Origin of the sequence: Streptomyces caeruleatus, from assembly GCF_001514235.1 — a bacterium.
In the GTDB taxonomy this organism is placed as follows: Bacteria; Actinomycetota; Actinomycetes; order Streptomycetales; family Streptomycetaceae; genus Streptomyces; species Streptomyces caeruleatus.
Genome location: NZ_KQ948943.1, coordinates 17,196 through 34,128 on the forward strand (window position 1 = coordinate 17,196; position 16,933 = coordinate 34,128).

Below are 16,933 nucleotides of genomic sequence, written 5' to 3' on the forward strand. Positions count from 1 at the left end.
TGAGACCGCTCCCCCGCGCTGGCGAGCGCCGCCCACGCCCACTCATGCCGCCCAACGGCACAACTGCCCACAGGCTAAGGGGCCTGCGGGCTACGGGGAGCTGCCGACTACAGGCAACGGGCTGCCGACTGCGGGCTGCGCGCTGCCGGCCACGGACAGCGGGCCACGGACAGCCGACTGCGGGCTGCCGACTGCGGGCTGCCGACTGCGGACAGCGGGCCACGGACAGCCGACTGCCGACTGCGTGCTGCGGGCTGCGGGCTGCGGGCTGCGGGCTGCGGGCTGCGGGCTGCGGGCTGCGGGCTGCGGGCTGCGGGCTGCGGGCTGCGGGCTGCGGGCTGCGGCAGGATGCCCTGGCTGTCTGTTCTGCGCCGACGACATGGCTCAGCCGCACAGCCGACGGCGCCGCACCCCACCCAGGGGCGCGGGGAACTGCGCGACCAGCCACAAACGACCCGCAGCCGCCGTCAACCCCGGAGGCCCCGAACCCATAGGCGTCCCACTCGGCCACAGCCAACCCAAGCCGACCCACACCCTCAACCACAGCCCCCCGCCCCGCGCGCCCTACCTCCCCCTTGCTCCACCATCAACCGCGACCCCGTAAGCCGTTCGCCGAACACATCGTCCGGGTTGGACAGCACGCACGTGTCCAGCGACAGACACCCGCAGCCGATGCAGTCGGTCAAGTGATCACGCAGACGGTTCAGTTGCTTGATGCGCTCGTCCAGCTCCGAACGCCACGCCTCCGACAACCGCGCCCAGTCCTCATGCGTCGGCGTACGCTCCTCGGGGAGTTCCGCGAGGGCGTCGCGGATCGTCGCCAGGGGGATGCCGACCCGTTGCGCGGCCCGGACGAAGGCGACCCGGCGAAGGGTGTCACGGGAGTAACGGCGCTGGTTGCCGGAGGTGCGACGGCTGCTGATCAAACCCTTGGACTCGTAGAAGTGCAGGGCGGACACCGCGGCGCCGCTCCGTGCGGAGAGTTGGCCGACGGTGAGCTCGTGGATCTTCTCGGGGATCTGGGGCACGCCCTCAAACCTACCTACCGCGTCACACCACCGGTCCATTGACAGGGGCTTCGCCTCCTAGCATGCTAAGCAGTCGCTTAGACATTGCACTCTGGAACACGCGACGCGAGAGGCCTGGACATGGCAGAGCCGAGGATCTTCACCTCCGCCGACGACCTGAAGGCGGCGGTGGGCGAGCAGCTGGGCTACACGGACTGGCTGGAGGTCGACCAGAAGCGGATCGACCTGTTCGCGGAGGCCACCGGCGACCACCAGTGGATCCACGTGGACCCCGAGAAGGCCGCGGCGGGCCCCTTCGGGACCACCATCGCCCACGGGTACCTCACCCTGTCGCTGCTTCCGCTCTTCGGACCTCAGCTCATCAAGGTCGAGAACGTGAAGATGGGCGTCAACTACGGGACGAACAAGGTACGTTTCCCCGCCCCGGTCCCGGTCGGCTCGCGCCTGCGCGCCACCGCCACCCTCACCGGCGTCGAGGACGTGACGGGCGGCGTCCAGGTCGCCGTAGCGTTCACCGTGGAGCGCGAGGGCGGGGACAAGCCCGTGTGCGTCGCCGAGTCCGTCTCGCGGTACTACCTGTAGGCGGACCCCGCCGCCCGGCGGAACCTACTGGGCTCCCACCATCCGCAGCACGAGGTCGGCGTACAGCGCGCCGACCTCGTCGGGCGTCCAGGGGCCGTCGACGCTGAACCAGCGGGCCACGTCGATGCACAGCGACAGCACGGCGAGGGTCGTGCCCTTCACGTCCAGGACGTCGAAGTCGCCGGCCGCCACCCCGTCCTCGATGATCGCGCGCACCTCGGCGTCGCACTGCCGGCGCAGCGCGAGGATCTCGTCGCGGGCGTCCGGGCCGAGGGAGTCCAGTTCGTACTGCACGACCCGCGCCGTCGTACGCCCCCCGGCGTGCCAGCGGACGAAGGAGCTCACGGCGTCGGAGAGCCGCTCGGCGGGGGTGCCCTCGCGCCGGGCCGCCGTCCTGAGGATCTCCAGGGCCTTCTCGTGGCCGATCCTGCTGATGCGGTGGAGCAGTTCTTCCTTCGTCTTGTAGTGGATGTAGAGCGCGGCGGGGCTCATGCCCGCCCGCCCGGCGATGTCACGGGTCGTGGTGGCGTGGTAGCCGCGCTCGGCGAAGGCCTCCACGGCGGCGATCAGCAGCCGCCGGGCCGCGTCGGGCGTGACCTCACCCCACGCCGACGTCTCGCCGCCGGCCGTCTCCTCCGCCGTACTCATCGCTCACTCGCCCCTCTCGCTGACAGAGCCCCCACCATACCGCCGATACTGAGCGAGCGCTTAGCGAGAGCCCGGCGGCTCAGATCTTCTCGTAGGGGTCGTGCTCGGCGAGCAGCTTCTCCAGCCGTGCCTGGTCGACCCGGCTGACGATCTGCCCGGCCTCCTGGCGGTCCCGGATGACCTTGGCGAGCGTGAACGCCGAGGTCACCAGGTAGAGGACCGCGATGGCCAGGAAGCCGCGCACCCAGGCGTTGGCGTTCAGCTGGTAGATGCCGATGCCGGTGGCGGCCATGGCGACCGCGAAGGAGGCGACGGACTGGCCGTAGAAGGCGGCCGTGCTCTGCTGCTTGACCGGTGTGTCACTCATGGGGAACAGGGTCGGCGCCCGTGGCGCCGGACACATCCGCTGAAGTACTCAGCCGGTACTCAGAATTGCGTTCAGAACGCCGAAACTCCCGTCAGCGCCCGCCCGATGACCAGCTTCTGGATCTGGCTCGTGCCCTCGTAGAGGGTCATCACACGGGCGTCGCGCAGCAGTTTGCCCGCCGGGTACTCGTCGATGTAGCCGTAGCCGCCGAAGACCTGGAGGGCGTTGTTTGCGGCGCGGACGGCGGCCTCCGAGGCGAACAGCTTGGCCTTGGAGGACTCGACGGCGAAGGGCAGCCCGCGGTCGATCAGGTCGGCGACCCGCCAGGTCAGCAGCCGGGCCGCGTCCACGTCGACGGCGATGTCGCTGATCAGCTCCTGGACCAGCTGGTGCCGGGCGATGGGCTTGCCGAACTGTTCACGCTCACCGGCGTACCGGACGGCCGCGTCCAGGGCGGCCTGGGCTATGCCGACGCATCCGGCGGCGACCGACATCCGCCCCTTGGCCAGGGCCGACATCGCGACCGAGAAGCCCTTGCCCTCCTCGCCCAGCATGGCCGAGGCAGGCACGCGTACGTCCTGGAGCACCAGCTCAGCGGTGGCCTGGCCGCGCAGACCGAGCTTGCCGTGGATGGTGCGGCGCGTCAGGCCGGGGGTCTCGGTGGGGACGAGGAAGGCGGTCACGCCCTTGTGGCCGGGCGCGTCGGTGGAGCGGGCGAAGAGCAGGACGACGTCGGCCCAGGTGCCGTTGGTGATGAACATCTTGGTGCCGTTGATGACGTAGTCGTCGCCGTCGCGCACGGCACGCGTGGCGAGGTTGCCCGCGTCGGAGCCCGTGCCCGGCTCGGTCAGGCCGAAGCAGCCGACCAGGTCGCCCGCGGTGAGGCCGGGCAGCCAGCGGCGCTTGTGCTCCTCACTCCCCCAGGCCGCGATCGACTTGGCGACGAGTCCGAGGGAGACGGACACGATGCCGCGCACGGACGAGTCCCCGCGCCCCAGCTCCTCCGTGACCAGGCAGTAGGCGAGGTGGTCGCCGCCGGAGCCGCCGTGCTCCTCGTCGATCGTCAGGCCCAGGAAGCCCACCTCGCCGAGTTTCTTGACGATCGAGCGGTCCACCTCCTCGGCGCGGTCCCAGGCGACCACGTGCGGGGCGATCTCGCGGTCCACGAAGTCCCGGGCGAGCTGCCGGACGGCGGTCTGCTCCTCGCTGAGCTCCAGGTTCATGCCGAGTCACCCCACAAATTACGGACCTTGAAAGCTGCACATTTAAATTAGCACTGCTAGTTTCCGGTTGCAGCCCTACTATGTGCGCCATGGCCCGACCGCGCAAGCCCTTGCTCAGCACCGACCGGATCGTCGACACGGCACGCGCACTGGTGGACGCCGAGGGGCTCGCGGCCCTCTCCACGCGTCTGCTCGCGGCCGAACTGGGCGTGAGCGGGCCGTCCCTCTACAACCACTTCCGCACCAAGGACGAGATCCTGGAGGCGGTCGCCGACTCGGTCAGCGCGCAGGTCGACCTGTCGATGTTCGAGGACGGCCGGGACTGGCGGACCGCGCTGCACGACTGGGCCGTCTCCTACCGGGCCGCCCTGCGCGACCACCCGAACATCGTCCCGGTCCTGGCCCGCGGCCCCGGTCGCCGCCCGGCCGGACTGCGGCTCGCCGACGCCGTCTACGGCGCGATGGTCGCGGCGGGCTGGCCACCGGCGCAGGCCACCTCCATCGGCGCGCTGATGCGGTACTTCATCATGGGCTCGGCGCTGGGCTCGTTCGCCGGGGGCTTCGTGGACGACGCGAGCGCCTACGACCCCGCCGACTACCCCCACCTCGGGCAGGCCCACCTCCTCGCCGAGCAGCAGGAGAAGATCGACGAGCGGGCCTTCGAGACGGGGCTGACGGCGCTGCTGGACGGCCTCGCGCAGCAGTACGAGCAGGTCAGGCGGACCGCCTAGGACGCTTCGGCACGCACCGAAGTGTCCGTGCCGCATCCTGGAGCGCATGGCCACCAAGGACCCCCAGGCACCGCACCTCGCCCGGCTCGCCGCGCTCATGGCCGACGAGACCCGGGCGGCCTGTCTGCTGGCGCTGCTCGACGGGCGGGCCTGGACCGCCGGTGAGCTGGCACGGCATGCCGGGGTCGCCGCGTCCACGCTGAGCGAGCACCTGGGCAAGCTCGTCGCGGGCGGGCTGCTCACCGAGGAGCGGCAGGGACGGCACCGGTACGTCCGGCTGGCCGACGCGCGGGTCGCCCAGCTGGTGGAGGACCTCGCCGCGCAGGTCGGCCCGCGGGCGGACCAACGGCCCCGGAACCTACGGGAGTCCAGTGCCGGGTCCGCCATGGCGCGCGGGCGCACCTGCTACGACCATCTCGCCGGGCGGCTCGGCATCGCGGTCACGGACGCGTTCACGCTGCGCGGGCTGCTGCGGCAGGACACGGGGTTCGCGCTGACCGATGCCGGGGTCGGTTGGTTCGACGCCGCGGGCATCCGGCTCGACCGTTCGACTCGCCGCCCGTTGGCCCGTGCCTGCCTCGACTGGACGGAGCGCCGGCCCCATCTCGCCGGCGTCGCGGGCGCGGCTCTGTGCCGGCATGCGCTGGATGCGGGGTGGTGTGTGCGGATCGGGTCGGAGCGGGCCGTGAAGGTGACGGCGGCGGGTGAGCGGGCGCTGGCCGGGCTCCTGGGCATCGAGTCAGCGACGTTGCGCTGAGCGCCCCATAGGGGCGCGGGGAACTGCGTGACCAGCCACGACGCACCCGCAGATACGGAGCGAAGTCTTAGTCCCCCGTCCGAAATCCGCGAGCCCCCTCCCCCTCCCCTCTCCTAGCCTCTGGAGCATGATGAACGCCTCCCCCACCCGCCGCACCGAACTCCTCGCGGCAGGCGCAGCCACCGTCACCGTCGTCCTGTGGGCCTCCGCCTTCGTCTCCATCCGCAGCGCCGGCTCGGAGTACTCGCCCGGCGCCCTCGCGCTGGGGCGGCTGCTCGTCGGGGCCGTGGTGCTGGGCGGTATCTGTCTGGTCCGGCGGGAGGGGCTGCCGCCCCGGGCGGCCTGGCCCGGGATCGCGATATCGGGGCTGCTGTGGTTCGGGTTCTACAGCGTCGTACTGAACTGGGGCGAGCAGCAGGTGGACGCCGGCACCGCGGCGCTGGTCGTGAACATCGGGCCCATCCTCATCGCGCTGCTGGGCGCCCGGCTGCTCGGCGATCCGATGCCGCCGCGGCTGCTGGCGGGGATGGCGGTGTCGTTCGCCGGCGCGGTGACCGTGGGACTGTCGATGTCGGGCGGCGGCGGGTCCTCGGTGCTCGGGGTGGTGCTGTGTCTGCTCGCCGCGGTCGGCTACGCGGGCGGCGTCGTGGCGCAGAAGCCGGCGCTCGGTCACGCGAGCGCGCTCCAGGTCACGACGTACGGGTGTCTGGTGGGGGCGGTCCTCTGTCTGCCCTTCGCCGGGCAGCTGATCGGCGACGCGGCCGACGCCTCCCTGTCCGCGACCCTCAACCTGGTCTATCTGGGTGTCTTCTCGCTGGCGCTGGCCTTCACCACCTGGGCGTACGCCCTCGCCCGTACGACCGCCAGCAGCATGGGCGCGACCACGTACGCGGTGCCCGCGCTGGTGGTGCTGATGTCCTGGCTGGCCCTGGGCGAGGTGCCGGGGCCGCTGACGCTGGCGGGCGGGGCGCTGTGTCTGGCCGGGGTCGCCGTGTCGCGGTCCCGGACGCGGTCCGCTCGGGTCGTGGCGGCCGCGCCACAACCCGAGCAGACCCGCGAATCGGCGTGAGTCAGCGGCTGCGCGCCCGGTCCGCGAGGACCTTGATGGACAGCAGGGCGATCACCGAGAGCCCGATGATGTAGCCGGAGACCGCCATCGAGGTGTCGGTGGTCTCCAGCAGCAGCACCATCATGAACGGCGCGAGGCCGCCGCCGAGCACGGCCGCGATCTGGTAGCCGAGGGAGGCGCCCGTGTAGCGCATCTCGGGCGTGAACAGCTCGGCGAACAGGGCCGCCTGGGGGCCGTACATGATGCTGAGGAAGCAGCTGGCGACGAAGGTGCCGACGGCCAGCCACAGCAGCGAACCGGTGTCGATCAGCAGGAACAGCGGTACCGCCCACAGACCGATGCCGGCCGCGCCGATCGCGTAGATACGGATTCGTCCGATCTTGTCCGAGAGCGCGGCGGCGGCCGGGATCAGCACCAGCTGGGTGAGGCTGATGCAGAGCGAGACGGTGAGGACGGCGCTCTTCTTCATGCCGAGTTCGCGGGTCGTGTAGTCGAGCACGCCGGTGATGATGATGTAGAAGGTCGCGGTGTTCACGGCGAAGGAGCCGCCGGCGAGGAGGACCGTGCCGAGGTGGCCGCGCAGGATCGTGCGCAGCGGTGAGGACTGCTCGGACTTCTCCTTCTCGGCCAGCCTCTTCTCCGCCTCCCGGAATTCGGGCGTCTCCTCGACGCGGGTGTGGATGTACCAGGCGAGCGCGAGGACGAACAGGCCCACGAGGAACGGCACGCGCCAGGCCCAGGCCGCGAACTCCGCGTCGGTCGTGAACGCCCCGGCGAGCAGGAACACCGTGTTGGCGGTCACCACGCCGATGGGGACGCCGAGCTGCACGAAGCTGCCGTAGATGCCGCGCTTGCCCTCGGGGGCGTACTCGGTGGCCATCAGCATCGCGCCGCCCCACTGGGCGCCCACGGCGATGCCCTGGAGCACGCGGAAGAGGACCAGCAGGATCGGGGCGGCGACGCCGATCGTCTCGTAGGTCGGGAGCAGGCCGATGCCGGTGGTGGCGAGGCCCATCAGGGTGAGCGCGAGGACCAGCATCGGCTTGCGGCCGCGCTTGTCGCCGAGCTGGCCGGCGACGATGCCGCCGAGGGGGCGGGCGAGGAAGCCGACGGCGAAGGTGGCGAAGGAGGCGAGCACTCCGGCCGTGGGGCTCCCGGCCGGGAAGTACAGGTCGCCGAGCACCAGGGCGGCGGCGATGCCGAAGACGAAGTAGTCGTACCACTCCACGGCGGACGCGAGAGCGGCCGCGGTGGCGACGCGGCGGCGGTTGCCGTCGGCGGGAGCGGTGGTGGGGAGCGGTTGAGCGGAAGGTGCCGTGTCCATGCGTGCACACTCCGGGGTGCTGGGGACGGAACGGGGGGTGGGGCGGATTCCGGGGAACGTACTGACCGGACGGTATGGACGTCAACGGGTCGCACAACAGCAGTTTTTTGCCTGTACATGGCACGGAGAGCGGAGTCCGGGCATGCCTGCGGCCCCGGCCTCCCACAGAGACCGGGGCGCACCGCGGGCAGGGCTAGAACACCACCAGGGCCCTGCCGCCCTTCCCCGCGAGCATGTTCTCGAACGCCGCCGGGATGCCCTCCAGGGCGATCCGCTCCGTCACCAGCGCGCCGAGGTCCAGGCGCCCCGCGCGGACGTGCTCGGCGAGGACGGGCAGGTCGCGGGCCGGGTCGGAGTTGCCGTAGACGCAGCCGGAGAGGGTACGGCCCCAGTGGAAGATCTCCAGGGCGTTGAAGCTGACCTGCTGGTCCTTGCCGCCGATGCCGACGACCGTGGTGCGGCCGCCGCGACGGGTGGAGTCCCAGGCCGTGCGGATCGTGGTCGCGCGTCCCACGCACTCGACGGCCACGTCCACGCCCTGCTTGCCGGTGAGGCCGCGGATCTCGCGGGCCGTGTTCTCGGAGGCGATCACATAGTCGGTGGCGCCCGCCGCGCGGGCCAGCTCCTCCTTCTCCGGGGAGACGTCGACCGCGACGATCTTCGCCGCGCCCGCGATCCGGGCCGACTGAAGGGCCGCCAGGCCCACGCCGCCGACGCCGAACACCGCGACCGTCTCCCCCGCCCGGACCCGCGCCGAGTGGTGCACGGCGCCGTAGCCGGTGAGGACGGCGCAGCCCAGCAGGGCGGCGTCGGTGAGCGGGATGCCGTCCGGGAGCGGCAGGAGGCAGTCGGCGGAGACGACCGTCTCCTCGGCGAACGCGGCGACGTTCAGGCCGGGGTGGAGGTCGGTGCCGTCGGCGGTGCGGGCGTAGACGTCGGCGGCGCCGTTCAGCGCGTTGGCGCACAGCCAGACCTCGCCGAGCCCGCAGGCATGACAACTGCCGCAGGACGGCGCCCAGTTGAGGACGACTCCGTCGCCGGGCGCGACGTGCGTGACCCCCTCCCCCACGGCCACGACCGTGCCCGCGCCCTCGTGGCCCAGGACCGCGGGGACGGGGACGCGCATGGTGCCGTTGGACAGGGACAGGTCGGAGTGGCAGACGCCGGCCGCGGCGAGGCGGACGCGGACCTGGCCGGGTCCGAGGTCGGGCAGGTCGATCTCGGTGACCTCCAGCGGGGCACCGATGGCGGGCAGGACGGCGGCACGGACGGCCATGGGGGAAGCTCCCTTGAACTTGCTCAGAACTGGAGGGACTTGGTCTGGAGGTACTCGGCCAGGCCGTGTGCGCCGAGTTCGCGGCCCACTCCCGACTGCTTGTAGCCGCCGAAGGGGGCGAGCGGGTTGAAGCGGCCGCCGTTGATGTCGACCTGCCCGGTGTCCATCCGGCGCGCGAAGGCCACCGCCTCCGCCTCCTCGCCCGCCCAGACGGCGCCCGCGAGGCCGTACACGGTGCCGTTGGCGATGCGCAGGGCGTCCTCCTCGTCCTCGTAACGCAGGATCGACAGGACCGGGCCGAAGATCTCCTCCTGGGCGACGGTCATGTCGGGCGTCACGTCGGCGAGGACGGTCGGGCTGACGTAGTACCCCAGCTCACGCGGGGCCTCGGGGCCGCCCGCGACCACGCGCGCCCCTTCGACCACGCCCTTCTCGATATAGCCGAGGACCCGTTCCTGCTGCTTGGCATTGACGACCGGGCCGATGCGCTCGCCGTACTTCGCGGCGGCGGCCGTGGCCAGCCGGACGGCCTCGTCGTACTGGTCCCGGTGGACCAGCATGCGCGTCCAGGCGCTGCACGTCTGCCCGGAGTTGGACATGACGTTGGCGACGCCGACGTTGACCGCCGTGGCGAGGTCTGCGCTCGGCAGGATGACGTTGGCGGACTTGCCGCCCAGCTCCAGGGCGACCTTCTTGATCGCCGCGCCGGCCACCGCGCCGATCCGCCGGCCGACGGCCGTGGAGCCGGTGAAGGAGACCAGGTCGACGCCGGGGTGCTCGGCGAGCGCCTGGCCGGCGACCGGGCCGCGGCCGGTGACCAGGTTGAAGACGCCGGCGGGGACGCCGGCCTCGTGGACCGCCTCGGCGAAGAGCTGGGCGACCAGCGGGGTGTCCTCGGCGGGCTTCACCACCACCGTGCAGCCGGCCGCCAGCGCCGGGGCGACCTTGGCGACGATCTGGTGCAGCGGGTAGTTCCAGGGCGTGATGGCGCCGACCACGCCGACGGGCTCCTGGTAGACGGTCGAGTTGCCGACCTTCTCCTCGAAGGCGTACGTCGCCGCCAGCTCGGCGTAGGAGCCCGCGACCGCGATCGGTACGGCCGCGTGGACCGCCTGGGAGAACTTCAGGGGCGCCCCGAGCTCGGCGGTGACCGTCTCGGCGATCTCGTCCCTGCGGGCGTCGAGGAGGTCGCGCAGGGCGCTGAGCCGCGCGGCGCGCTCGGCGGGCGGGGTGGCGGCCCAGGCCGGGAGGGCGGCGCGGGCGGCCCGTACGGCGGTGTCGACGTCGGCGGCGGTGCCGGCCGGGACCCGGCCGACGACCTGCTCGTCGGCCGGGTTCACCACGTCGATCACATCCCGGCCCGCGGCGGGGCGCCAGGCGCCGTCGATGTACATGCCGTCGTGTGCCTTCATGGCGTTTCCTCCCGGGCGGGCCTTCTTGACGTCCGACACATAAACTAGCGGCGATAGTTTTTAGATGCCAGACGTCCCATGACATCAGAAGTCGACGCGGGCCTCGTCGTCCACCCTCCCCACCGCCTCCTGGCCGAAGGTCTTCTCGTAGTCCCGGCGGATCTCCTCGATCCTGCGGTCGCTGCTCTGCGCCGCCGCCTGCGGGTAGAGCAGGATCAACTCGTACGACCGCTCCTTCTCGATCGTCCCGCTCGCGTCCCGCCACTGTCCGCGCCCGGACTGGATCGTGAGCCCGTCCGGGAAGTCCGGTGTGACCTCCTTGTCGACGAAGGCCATGAACTGGCGGTCGGTGACGGTACAGGTCTGGTTTGCGGTTCGGCAGCGCCCTCAGGGGCGCGGGGAACTGCGCGACCAGCCACGGCGGCGCCGCAGCCGAAACAGGTCCCCAGCGGCAGGACCCATCACGGCACCCCCAGCGGAGCGCCCGTCACTCCTCCAGATCGGGCAGCCGCGCCGGATCCGGGCAGATCCGTTCGCCGTGGTGGTCGAAGACGAACAGGTGGGCGATGTCGACGAGGAGCGGCACCTGCATGCCGTGCCGGAGGTCGAAGTCGGGGGTGGTGCGGACGATCAGGTCGCCGGGGAGGCGGCCCTCGGGGGGCGCCGGGTCGGGGGCGGCGTCGGCCGGATGCTCCAGCGTCACCACGGGCCCGGCGCGCAGGGCGCCCGCCCGGGTGCGGAGCCGGTCCAGCACGTTGCCGGCGTCACGGCGGCGGCGCCGGACCGGGGGGACGGGGCGCGGGGCCTCCAGGTCGGGTACGACGGCGGGGCGCGAGCCGGTGTTGAAGTGGACGAGGACCTCGTGGCCCTGGAACTCCACGTGTTCGACCAGGCCCGTGATGTGCACCTCGCCCGGCCGGGCGGAGGTGGGCTCGGCGATCCGGACCGCCTCCGAGCGCAGGCCCACGATGACCTCGCGGCCCTGCTGGACGCGGAGCAACTGGTGGTCCAGGGTGAGCGGTTCGGGCAGCCGGAGGTACTGCTTGCCGAGGCTGATCGTCATGGCGCCGTCCAGCGGGGCCCGTACGACACCGCGCAGCAGGTTGATGCGCGGGGTGCCGATGAAGGCGGCGGCGAAGACGTTGCGGGGCAGCGCGTACACCGAGCGCGGGGTGCCGACCTGCTGGAGGACGCCGCCGCGCATGACGGCGACCCGGTCGCCGAGGGACATCGCCTCGGCCTGGTCGTGGGTGACGTAGACCGTGGTGACGCCCAGCTCGCGGGTGAGGGCGGAGATCTCGGCGCGCAGGTGGTTGCGGAGCTTGGCGTCCAGGTTGGACAGCGGCTCGTCCATCAGGAACGCGGTGGGGTGGCGGGCGATGGCCCGGCCCATGGCGACGCGCTGGCGTTCGCCGCCGGAGAGCTGGGCGGGGAAGCGGTCGAGGAGGTCCTCGATGCCCAGCATGCGGGCGGTGGTGTCCACGCGGGGGCACGGGTCCGTGCCGGGTGCCTCGATGCGCAGGGGGAAGCCGATGTTGTCGCGGGTGGTCATGTTCGGGTAGAGGGCGAAGTTCTGGAAGACCATCGCCATCCGCCGTGCGGCGGGCAGCAGGTCGTTGGCGTACTCGCCGTCCAGCAGCAGCTCGCCCTCGTCGATGTCCTCCAGACCGGCGATCATTCTGAGCACGGTGGACTTGCCGCAGCCGGAGGGCCCGAGAAGGACGAGGAACTCGCCGGGTTCGATGTCCAGCGAGAAGCGGTCCACGACGCGGACACCTCGCGTGTATGCCTTGCTCACGTCGTGCAGGGATATGGCGCGTGTCATGACGGCTGCCCCCGAGGGCTCATTTGCTCCGCGGTCGAACGCCTCGTGCGGGTCGTACGGGGCGTATGAGTCACGGAAGTTAACGGAATGTGTGCGGCCGAGGGAAGGGAAAGGGCCGGATCGGGCCTGCCGGTCCGGCAAGTGAGAAAGCGGACGGCCGCCGCGTTCAGCGCTTTTCGGCCGACTTGGACGGGCCGCGGGTCGCGATGAGATGGGCGAAGACGACGACGTTGCCGGAGTAGCCGGTCCTGCGGTCGTAGTTGCCGCCACAGGTGATCAGCCGCAGCTCCGGGCGCTTGCGGGCGCCGTACACCTCGCCGTTGGGGAACTTGTCCTTCTCGTACGACTTGATGGCGTCGACCGAGTAGACGGCGGTGCGCCCGTCGGCGCGGCGGACCTCGACGCGTTTGCCGCGCTTCAGTTCGCCGAGGCCGCCGAAGACGGCGGGGCCGGTGTTGGTGTCGAGGTGGCCCACGGCGATGGCGGTGCCCTGCTCGCCGGGTGACGGTCCGTCCGCGTACCAGCCGGCCACGTCGGGCTCGTCCTCCGGGGGCGCGGGCAGGCGCCGCTCGCTGTCGAGACGGAGGTCGATGAGCGGGGCGTCGATGCCGACGTAGGGGATGACCAGGCGGGTCGCACGGGAGCGGGGCAGGGTGCGGGGCGGCGCGGGGCGGTTGCCGGCCTTCACCGAGGGGGCCGGACGGGAGGGCGAGGGGGCCGGGGTGACCGCCTCGCGTCCCGGCCCGGCCGGGGCGTCGGGCCGGGCCTCGGCTCCGGGGCGGGCCTCGGCTCCGGGGCGGGCCTCGGCTCCGGGGCGGGCGTCGGCGGCGGCACCGGGACCGGCGTTCTCGCCGCGGGTGTCCGGACCGGCACCCTCCTCCCGGGCGGCCGTGCCGGCGTCATCGGGTGCGGTGACGCCGGCACGGACGTCGGAGGCTTCGGGGGAGCCGGGAGCCGACACGACCGTCCCGGCGGGCGGCTCCCTCCGCTCGCTCATCCGGATGCCGACCACCACCAGCAGAACGGTCAGTACGGCCGTCCTCGCGAGGCGGTAGGCGCGCCTGCGGTACCAGGGCCTTCGCCGTCTCCTACGCGCCATGCGAGCGACGACGGAGCCGGAACCACACCACCCCGCCCACCGCGGCCAGGCCCACGGCACCCGCGCCGGCGACCGTGGTGAACGCCTCATCGCGCGCGATGCCGCCGCCCCCGGCGGGCGGACCGCCCTGCGGGGCGGGTGTCGACATCGAGGCCCGGCAGTCGACCGTGAACGTCTTCTCCCGCTCGGCGCCGGTCATGCCCGTGAACGACCAGATCAGCCGGTACTGCCCGTCGGGCAGGTTCAGGTCCTCGGTGTGGCCGATGCCGGTGTCGTTCGGCAGGTTGAGGGTCCCGCGCAGGGTGGCGCCGCCCGCCACCGGCGGCTGGGTCTCGATGCGCCAGTTGACGGCGTCGACGGTCTCGAAGTTGGCCGCGTCGAGGTAGAACCGGCAGACCCTCGGCTCGTCGATCGCGTCACCGTAGTTCGTGCGCGGGACCCCGTCCCACGGCGCCGTGTGGATCTTGAGGGTGCCGTTGTCCCCGGGGGCCATCGGTGCGGCGCCCGCCGTCGGCAGGCCGGAGAGCGGGGTGAGCGCGGCGGTCAGCGCCGTGACGGCGGCGATGCGCACTCCGGCGCGGCGTGGAAGAGGCGTGGTGGGCATGCGAGTCCTCCGAGTCAGACGATTTTCGTACAAATCGCTCTTCGTCTGACTCTCTTTCACATGTGCCCGGCGAATCCTCGAAGCAGCGCCTTACGGCCCATCAGATACCACTCTTTCGGCGCAAGATCGCGCTGGATCCGCCCTGCCTCCCGGCGTCCTCCTCCCCCGCCGGACCCGCCGGACCCGCCGGACCCGCCGGACCCGCCGGCGCCCGCAGCGCCGTCCCCGCCGACAGCAGCAACAGCGCCCCCAGCATCACGAACGGCGCCGCCACCCCCGCGAGCCCCGCGATCAGGCCCGCCGACGCCGGGGCCGCGACCTGCCCGAGCCGGTTGCCGGTCAGCCGCAGGGCGAGGGCGGTGGAGCGGGCGCCGTCGGGGGCCGCCTGGACGACCGTCGTCATGGACAGCGGCTGGCCGACGCCGAGGCAGAAGCCGAGCACCGCCAGCATCAGGGCCAGCGCCCACACCGGCACCGGCAGCGCGATCCCGGCGCAGAGCAGGGCCGCCAGCAGACAGGTCACGGTCAGCAGCAGGGTCCGGCCGAGCAGCCGCAGCAGGGGCGTCAGCACCAGCCGGCAGGCGATGGTGGCCGCCGCGCGCAGGCTGAGCAGCAGGCCGATCACGGAGGGCGCGATCCCGCGGTGCTCGCCGACCACCGGGAGGTAGGCGGTGAGGATGTCGGTCGCGGAGAGCACGGCGAGGCTGATGAAGATGCCGGCGGGCACGCCCCGGGCGCGCAGGATGCGCTGGACGGGGACGCGGTCGCCCCGTTCCTTGCGGGAGGCAGCCGTCGTACGGCGCTCTGTGCGCCACAGCGAGGTCAGCGCGACCGCGCCGCCCGCGCCCGCCACCAGCAGGGCGAACGCGCTGGTCCCCGCCATGTCCCGGCCGCCGATCAGCGCGCCCGCGGCGATCGGGCCGACCAGCTGGCCGAGCGAGGCGCCGATGGTGAAGTGGCCGAAGTTGCGGTCCTGTTCGTGCGGGGCGGACTGGCGGGCGACGAGGGACTGGGCGCCGATGACGAAGCAGAGATGGCCGAGGCCCATGACGCCGCTCCAGACCGCCATCGCCCACAGGGAGTCCGCGAGGCCGCTCAGCGCACAGCCGCCGGATATCAGCACGACGCCGACGGGCAGCAGCGGCGCGCAGCGCCCGTGGTCGGTACGGCGGCCGAGCGGTACGGCGACGAAGAGCGGGAGCAGGGCGTAGACGCCCGCGATCACGCCGATCGCTCGTTCGTCCGCGCCCAACGCCAGCGCCCGGTAGGAGACGGCGGGCCGGGCCATCGACACCGCCCCCTGCGCGAAGCTGAAGGCGATGACGAGGCGGAGCAGCCAGCCGCGGTTCCCACCGGGCGCCATGATCGTGTCCTCTCAGGATTCCCGGAGCGTCCGGGCCTGGTCCGGAACGCTGCGGAACGGGGCGTGCGGGTCAGATGATTCCGAAGAGCAACCCGGCCGCCAGGATGACGAGGCAGGTGAGGGCCGCCCACTTCACCACGAACTTGGTGTGGTCGCCGAACTCCACCTTGGCCATGCCGACCAGGACGTACACGGCCGGGACGAGCGGGCTCGACATGTGCAGCGGCTGGCCGACCAGGGAGGCGCGGGCCATCTCCAGCGGGGTGACACCGTGCGCGGCGCCGGCCTCGGCGAGGACGGGCAGGACACCGAAGTAGAAGCCGTCGTTCGACATGAAGTAGGTGAGCGGGAGGCTCAGGACGCCGGTGACCAGGGCCATGTGCGGGCCCATGCCCTCGGGGATCACGTCGACCATCCACTTGGCCATGTGGTCCACCATGCCGGTGCCCTGCAGGACGCCGGTGAAGACGGCGGCGGCGAAGACCATGCCGGAGACGTTGAGGACGTTGTCGGCGTGGGCGGCCAGGCGGGCCTTCTGGTCCGGGATGTGCGGGAAGTTCACGGTGAGCGCGAGCGCGGCGCCGAGCAGGAACAGCACCGGGATCGGCAGCCACTCCATGATCATGCAGGTGAGCAGGGCGACCGTGAGCAGCGCGTTGAACCAGTAGAGCTTGGGGCGCAGGGTGGGACGGTTCGGGTCGAGGACCTGGAAGCGCTTCTTCTCGTCCTCGTCGTCGTCCTCGGCGTCGGTGCCCGAGCCGGAGCCGCCGGTGGCGACCGTGTCCTTGCCCGTGCCGCCGGCACCGGAGCCGGCGCCGACCAGCACCGTCTCGGTCTCCTTCTGCTCGGCCTTCTCCTCCACCAGGACCTGGTCCAGGGTGAGCACGCCGAGCCGCTTGCGCTCGCGCAGACCGAGGAAGTACGACAGGACGATGACGGCGAGGAGGCCGACGGCGAGGGCCGGGATCATCGGGACGAAGATCTCGCTGGCGTCCACCTTCAGCGCGGTGGCGGCGCGGGCGGTGGGGCCGCCCCACGGCAGGGTGTTCATCACGCCGTTGGCCATCGCGGCCACACCGGTCATCACGACCAGGCTCATCTTCAGGCGCTTGTACAGCGGGTACATCGCCGAGACGGTGATCATGAAGGTGGTCGAGCCGTCGCCGTCGAGGGAGACGATCGCGGCGAGGATCGCCGTACCGACGACGATCCGCATCGGGTCGGCCTTCGCGAACTTCAGGATCCCGCGCACGATCGGGTCGAAGAGACCGACATCGATCATCACACCGAAGTAGACGATCGCGAACATCAGCATCGCCGCGGTGGGCGCGAGGCTGGTGACGCCTTCGATGACGTAGTCACCGAGCTTGGCGCCCTTTCCGACGAAGACGCAGAACAGTGCCGGAATCAGCACGAGCGCCGCGATCGGCGACATCTTCTTCATCATGATCAGGACCAGGAAGGTCGCGATCATGGCGAAGCCAAGGATGGTCAGCATGAGTGGATACCTAACGTTCGCCCTTGAACGACCCACCAGGGCCGGCGGTGGGACGACGTTAGGTCCGTTCAAACAGCGTTAACAAGACGTTGACATGCGAGCAATAAGCGCAAAACTCCAGGTCAGA

The 16,933-nt window shown here is 71.8% G+C and carries 16 protein-coding genes and 1 pseudogene; 4 read left to right on the forward strand and 13 right to left on the reverse strand.

Annotated features, from left to right (window positions below):
- Positions 1-536 precede the first annotated feature (536 nt).
- On the reverse strand, positions 537-1,028 hold the full coding sequence (soxR, locus tag AQJ67_RS39575; protein WP_062724447.1) for a redox-sensitive transcriptional activator SoxR: 492 nt from the start codon (positions 1,026-1,028) through the stop codon (positions 537-539).
- Between the two features lie 120 nt (positions 1,029-1,148).
- On the opposite strand from soxR, the gene AQJ67_RS39580 reads away from it, so the two are divergent.
- Complete coding sequence (locus tag AQJ67_RS39580; protein WP_062724352.1) at positions 1,149-1,610, forward strand: MaoC family dehydratase; 462 nt, start codon at positions 1,149-1,151, stop codon at positions 1,608-1,610.
- 24 nt (positions 1,611-1,634) lie between these two features.
- On the opposite strand, the gene AQJ67_RS39585 is transcribed toward AQJ67_RS39580, so the two are convergent.
- The 3 genes from AQJ67_RS39585 to AQJ67_RS39595 all read right to left on the reverse strand — a co-directional run bounded on the left by AQJ67_RS39585 (position 1,635) and on the right by AQJ67_RS39595 (position 3,848).
- Entirely contained in the window at positions 1,635-2,258 is a 624-nt protein-coding gene (locus tag AQJ67_RS39585; protein ID WP_062724353.1) for a TetR/AcrR family transcriptional regulator, read from the reverse strand.
- 79 nt (positions 2,259-2,337) lie between these two features.
- Positions 2,338-2,625, reverse strand: coding sequence for a YiaA/YiaB family inner membrane protein (locus AQJ67_RS39590; protein ID WP_030054237.1), 288 nt, complete (start codon positions 2,623-2,625; stop codon positions 2,338-2,340).
- A gap of 71 nt (positions 2,626-2,696) precedes the next feature.
- Entirely contained in the window at positions 2,697-3,848 is a 1,152-nt protein-coding gene (locus AQJ67_RS39595; protein ID WP_062724354.1) for an acyl-CoA dehydrogenase family protein, read from the reverse strand.
- 89 nt (positions 3,849-3,937) lie between these two features.
- On the opposite strand from AQJ67_RS39595, the gene AQJ67_RS39600 reads away from it, so the two are divergent.
- The 3 genes from AQJ67_RS39600 to AQJ67_RS39610 all read left to right on the forward strand — a co-directional run bounded on the left by AQJ67_RS39600 (position 3,938) and on the right by AQJ67_RS39610 (position 6,405).
- Positions 3,938-4,579: a TetR/AcrR family transcriptional regulator gene (locus AQJ67_RS39600; RefSeq protein ID WP_062724355.1), complete on the forward strand. Its 642-nt coding sequence runs from the start codon at positions 3,938-3,940 to the stop codon at positions 4,577-4,579.
- Between the two features lie 46 nt (positions 4,580-4,625).
- The gene (locus tag AQJ67_RS39605; protein WP_062724356.1) at positions 4,626-5,336 is read left to right on the forward strand and encodes an ArsR/SmtB family transcription factor; all 711 of its coding nucleotides are present in this window, start codon (positions 4,626-4,628) and stop codon (positions 5,334-5,336) included.
- A gap of 127 nt (positions 5,337-5,463) precedes the next feature.
- Positions 5,464-6,405: a DMT family transporter gene (locus tag AQJ67_RS39610; protein ID WP_062724357.1), complete on the forward strand. Its 942-nt coding sequence runs from the start codon at positions 5,464-5,466 to the stop codon at positions 6,403-6,405.
- A 1-nt stretch (position 6,406) separates the two neighbouring features.
- On the opposite strand, the gene AQJ67_RS39615 is transcribed toward AQJ67_RS39610, so the two are convergent.
- The 9 genes and pseudogenes from AQJ67_RS39615 to AQJ67_RS39655 form a co-directional block, all read right to left on the reverse strand.
- Complete coding sequence (locus tag AQJ67_RS39615) at positions 6,407-7,729, reverse strand: MFS transporter (protein ID WP_062724358.1); 1,323 nt, start codon at positions 7,727-7,729, stop codon at positions 6,407-6,409.
- Between the two features lie 193 nt (positions 7,730-7,922).
- On the reverse strand, positions 7,923-9,005 hold the full coding sequence (locus AQJ67_RS39620; RefSeq protein WP_062724359.1) for a Zn-dependent alcohol dehydrogenase: 1,083 nt from the start codon (positions 9,003-9,005) through the stop codon (positions 7,923-7,925).
- Between the two features lie 23 nt (positions 9,006-9,028).
- Positions 9,029-10,417 (reverse strand): aldehyde dehydrogenase family protein, encoded by a 1,389-nt coding sequence (locus AQJ67_RS39625; protein WP_062724360.1) that lies wholly within the window; start codon positions 10,415-10,417, stop codon positions 9,029-9,031.
- Between the two features lie 84 nt (positions 10,418-10,501).
- Positions 10,502-10,774, reverse strand: a pseudogene (locus tag AQJ67_RS39630) (DUF3574 domain-containing protein); the annotation flags it as partial.
- Between the two features lie 130 nt (positions 10,775-10,904).
- Positions 10,905-12,242 carry an ABC transporter ATP-binding protein gene (locus AQJ67_RS39635; protein ID WP_062724361.1) on the reverse strand — a complete coding sequence of 446 codons (1,338 nt, stop codon included), beginning with the start codon at positions 12,240-12,242 and terminating at the stop codon, positions 10,905-10,907.
- A gap of 166 nt (positions 12,243-12,408) precedes the next feature.
- A complete protein-coding gene (locus tag AQJ67_RS49890) occupies positions 12,409-13,341 on the reverse strand; it encodes a class F sortase (RefSeq protein ID WP_079056478.1) in 933 nt (310 codons plus the stop codon).
- Complete coding sequence (locus tag AQJ67_RS39645) at positions 13,331-13,945, reverse strand: hypothetical protein (protein ID WP_062724362.1); 615 nt, start codon at positions 13,943-13,945, stop codon at positions 13,331-13,333. Before AQJ67_RS39645 ends, AQJ67_RS49890 begins: the two co-directional genes overlap by 11 nt.
- 100 nt (positions 13,946-14,045) lie before the next feature.
- Positions 14,046-15,308 carry an MFS transporter gene (locus AQJ67_RS39650; protein ID WP_062724363.1) on the reverse strand — a complete coding sequence of 421 codons (1,263 nt, stop codon included), beginning with the start codon at positions 15,306-15,308 and terminating at the stop codon, positions 14,046-14,048.
- A 70-nt stretch (positions 15,309-15,378) separates the two neighbouring features.
- Complete coding sequence (locus AQJ67_RS39655) at positions 15,379-16,806, reverse strand: CitMHS family transporter (protein ID WP_062724364.1); 1,428 nt, start codon at positions 16,804-16,806, stop codon at positions 15,379-15,381.
- Positions 16,807-16,933: the final 127 nt, after the last annotated feature.